The 3,855-nt window shown below is 66.7% G+C and carries 3 protein-coding genes; 1 reads left to right on the plus strand and 2 read right to left on the minus strand.

The genetic code is table 11. The annotated features are described in order from the left end of the window. The first annotated feature begins 470 nt into the window (after window positions 1-470). Window positions 471-1,277, plus strand: a complete 807-nt coding sequence (gene fabI, locus P3W97_RS03220; RefSeq protein WP_300843730.1) for an enoyl-ACP reductase FabI — start codon at window positions 471-473, stop codon at window positions 1,275-1,277. A 16-nt stretch (window positions 1,278-1,293) separates the two neighbouring features. Here the strand turns inward: fabI and P3W97_RS03225 are convergent, their stop codons facing one another. Further along, window positions 1,294-1,920, minus strand: coding sequence for a c-type cytochrome (locus tag P3W97_RS03225; RefSeq protein ID WP_300843732.1), 627 nt, complete (start codon window positions 1,918-1,920; stop codon window positions 1,294-1,296). Window positions 1,921-2,066: 146 nt separating this feature from the next. Beyond that, window positions 2,067-3,855 (minus strand): dihydrolipoyl dehydrogenase (gene lpdA / locus P3W97_RS03230; protein ID WP_367184585.1); only part of this gene is annotated, 1,789 nt, incomplete at its 5' end.

Below are 3,855 nucleotides of genomic sequence, written 5' to 3' on the forward strand. Positions count from 1 at the left end.
CGAACGAGGCGCCGCTATCGGAGGCCGCGCGCTCGACATCTCTCGGCACGACGAGGAGCGAGAGGGAGGACGGCGAACGTCCAAGCAGGCTAGACTGGATGCCATTCTCGAATGTGGCGGTGCGCAGATTGCTGACAAAGCGCAGCTCACCGCCCTTGGGTGCATCGGGGTTGACGTAATCGATCTTGGCAAAGCCCCGTGGATACTAGAGGTGCCCCCACAGCGCATAGCCGTGCGCAGCCCAGACCGGTGCTGCCAGCGCCAGCAGCGCCAGCAGCGCCCCTAGCCATTGACGCACAGGGGCCGCTGCCCACTGGGCCCAGTGCCACAGAACGCCAGGCGCTCCTGCGTTCCCCACTGCGCCGCGACGGCAGCGGCAAGAGCGAAGAAAACGCAGCAGATTCAGCGGGCGCAGCCGGTCGTGCATGCGACAATTCTGCAGGATTTTTGCATCACGAGGAGCATGAACGATGGGTTTTCTGGCCGGCAAAAAGCTGCTCATCACCGGGGTATTGTCCAACCGTTCGATCGCCTACGGCATCGCGCGCGCCTGCCGCGCCCAGGGGGCGGAACTGGCCTTTAGCTACGTCGGGGAGCGCTTCAAGGACCGCATCACAGAGTTTGCCGCCGAGTTTGGCTCCAATCTCGTGTTCGAATGCGATGTCGCGGACGATGCCCACATCGAGCGGCTGTTTCAGGATTTGTCGGCGCATTGGCCAAAGTTCGATGGCTTCGTGCACAGCATCGGCTATGCGCCGCGCGAGGCCATCGCCGGCGACTTCCTCGACGGCCTGTCGCGTGAGGCTTACCGCACGGCGCATGAGATCAGCGCTTACAGCTTTCCCGCCATGGCCAAGGCGGCACTGCCGTACCTGAATGACCAGGCCGCGCTGCTGACGCTGACCTACCTGGGCAGCGAGCGCATGGTACCCGCCTACAACACGATGGGACTGGCCAAGGCGAGCCTGGAGGCCAGTGTGCGCTATCTGGCCGAGTCGCTGGGCAGCCGCCGGCGCGGCTGGCGCGTCAACGCCATCTCGGCCGGTCCGATCAAGACGCTGGCGGCCAGCGGCATCAAGGGCTTCGGCAAGATCCTGAGTCTCGTGGAGACAAACGCTCCGATCCGCCGCAACGTCACCATCGACGACGTCGGTCACGCGGCGGCGTTTCTACTCAGCGACCTGGCGGCCGGCATCAGCGCCGAGGTCATCTACGTCGATGGCGGCTTTAGCCAGGTGATGGGCGGGCTCGCGGCCAGCGACGCCGACCAGGCGTGAGCCGGCTCGCGGGCCATCATTTCAGGTTGCCCAGGTAGGCCGCGACAGCCTCCAGCTCCAGGTCGCTCAGGCGGTGCGACATGACGCGCATGATGGCGTTGTCGCGGTTGCCTGTGCGTTCCTTGAACGCCTGCACCTGGCGGGCAATGTATTGCGGGTGCTGGCCTGCCAGGCGCGGCAGCTCGGTGGTGCCGGTCGCGCCCGGCCCGTGGCAAGTGGCGCACGGTGGCAGACCCGTGTGGCGGTTGCCCCGCTCGTAGACGTAGCGCCCTACCGCCAGCAGCAAATCATCTCCGCTGGGTGTGTGCCCCGGCTTTTGGCGCGCGTAGTATTCGGCCACCGCCTCGATGTCGCTGGGGCTCAAGCCCTTGACCTTCTCGGTCATCGCCGTGTCCTTGCGCTCCCCGCTGGCAAAGGCCTGGAGCTGGCGTGCCAAATACATGGCGTTTTGGCCCGCCAGACGAGGGAAATTGGGCGCCACGCCCTGCCCGCACGGACCATGGCAGACCGCGCAACGATCCCGGGCGATGACTTCGCCAACCACCAGCGGGTCGCTGGATTGGGCCTGCGCCCCCCACGCCGCGATGCCTGTGCCCACCACTGCGATCGCGCGACGCAGCGCCCTGCGCCAAGCCTTGCTCATAGGTTTCTCCAAGGATAGAGGTTGGATAGGCCGTCACCGACCCTGGCCACTATCCTAGGAAAGACCTCGACATGCGACCTTGACGCGCATCAACGTTGCTGCATCCGGCGCCACCCCATGTATGCGTGTGCGCCCGACCCGTTGTCTTAGCGCCGCGCCGGTGGCAGATCGGTGCAGCTGCCGTGCGCCACCTCCGCCGCCATGCCGATGCTCTCACCCAGCGTGGGGTGCGGGTGGATGGTCTTACCGATGTCCACTGCGTCGGCGCCCATCTCGATGGCCAGCGCGATCTCGCCGATCATGTCGCCCGCGTGCGTGCCCACGATGCCGCCACCCAAAATCCGGCCGTGGCCATGCGCCTCGGGGCGGTCGTCGAACAGCAGTTTGGTCATACCTTCGTCGCGACCGTTGGCGATGGCACGGCCCGAAGCCGTCCAAGGAAATAGCCCCTTTTTGACCGGGATACCCTGGGCCTTGGCCTGATCTTCGGTCAGGCCCACCCAGGCCACTTCCGGATCGGTGTAGGCCACGTTGGGAATCACCCGGGCGTTGAACGCACTGCGAGCCAAGGCAGCATCCCCCAGCAATTCGCCAGCGATCACCTCCGCCGCCACATGGCCTTCGTGCACGGCCTTGTGCGCCAGCATGGGCTGGCCCACGATGTCGCCAATGGCAAAGATGTGCGGCACATGGGTGCGCATCTGGATATCGACGTCGATGAAGCCCCGCTCGGTGACGGTCACACCGGCTTTGTCCGCAGCGATCTTCTTGCCGTTGGGCGTGCGTCCGACGGCCTGCAGCACCAGGTCGTACAGGCCCTCGCTCAGGGTGCCGTCCGGGCCCTCGAACTGCACCCGAATGCCCTCGGGCGTCGCCTGCGCCGCCACCGTCTTGGTCTTGAGCATGATGTGGTCGAAACGGCCCTTGTTCATCTTCTCCCAGACCCTGACCAGATCGCGGTCGGCGCCCTGCATGAGGCCGTCCATCATCTCGACCACGTCGAGCCGCGCGCCCAGGGTGGAGTACACGGTGCCCATCTCCAGCCCTATGATGCCGCCGCCGATGATGAGCATCTTTTTCGGCACGCTCGGCAGCGCCAGAGCGCCGGTGCTGTCCACGATGCGCGGATCGTCGGGCAGAAACGGCAGCCGAACGGCCTGCGAACCGGCCGCGATGATGCACCGCTTGAATGCCACCCGCGTTTTGCTGCCGGTCTTGTCCTGGCCGCTGCCGGTGGTCTCTTCCACCTCCACGTGATTGGGGCCCACGAAGGCGCCGTAACCGCGCACCACCGTGACCTTGCGCATCTTGGCCATGGCAGCCAGCCCACCCGTGAGCTTGCCGATGACCTTTTCCTTGTGCCCGCGCAGCTTGTCGAGGTCGATCACCGGGCTGCCGAAAGCCACGCCCAGGTCGGCCATGTGGCTGACTTCATCCATCACGGCGGCCACGTGCAGCAGCGCCTTGGACGGGATGCAGCCCACGTTCAGGCACACGCCGCCGAGCGTGGCGTAGCGCTCCACGATCACCACCTTCAAGCCCAGGTCGGCGGCGCGGAACGCGGCGGAGTAGCCGCCCGGCCCACCGCCGAGTACCAGCACATCGCACGCCAGGTCGGCGCTCCCGCTGAGGCTGGCCGCTGCCGGCACCACCGCGGGCGCCACCGGCGCGGCGGCGGGGGGCGCAGCCGCCACCGATGCCACGCCGGGCGTGTCCGCGCAGGCAGAAGGCGCCGGTGCCGCAGGAGCCACCGCGGCGGCCTCACCGGCGACCTCCAGCGACAGTATCACCGATCCCTCGCTGACCTTGTCGCCCAGTTTGACCTTGAGCTCCTTGACCACGCCCGCGTGGCTGGAGGGGATCTCCATCGACGCCTTGTCGGACTCCACCGTGATGAGCGACTGGTCCACCTGGACCGTGTCGCCCGGTTTGACC

The sequence above is a fragment of the Tepidimonas sp. genome (genome assembly GCF_029335975.1).
Lineage (GTDB): Bacteria > Pseudomonadota > Gammaproteobacteria > Burkholderiales > Burkholderiaceae_C > Tepidimonas.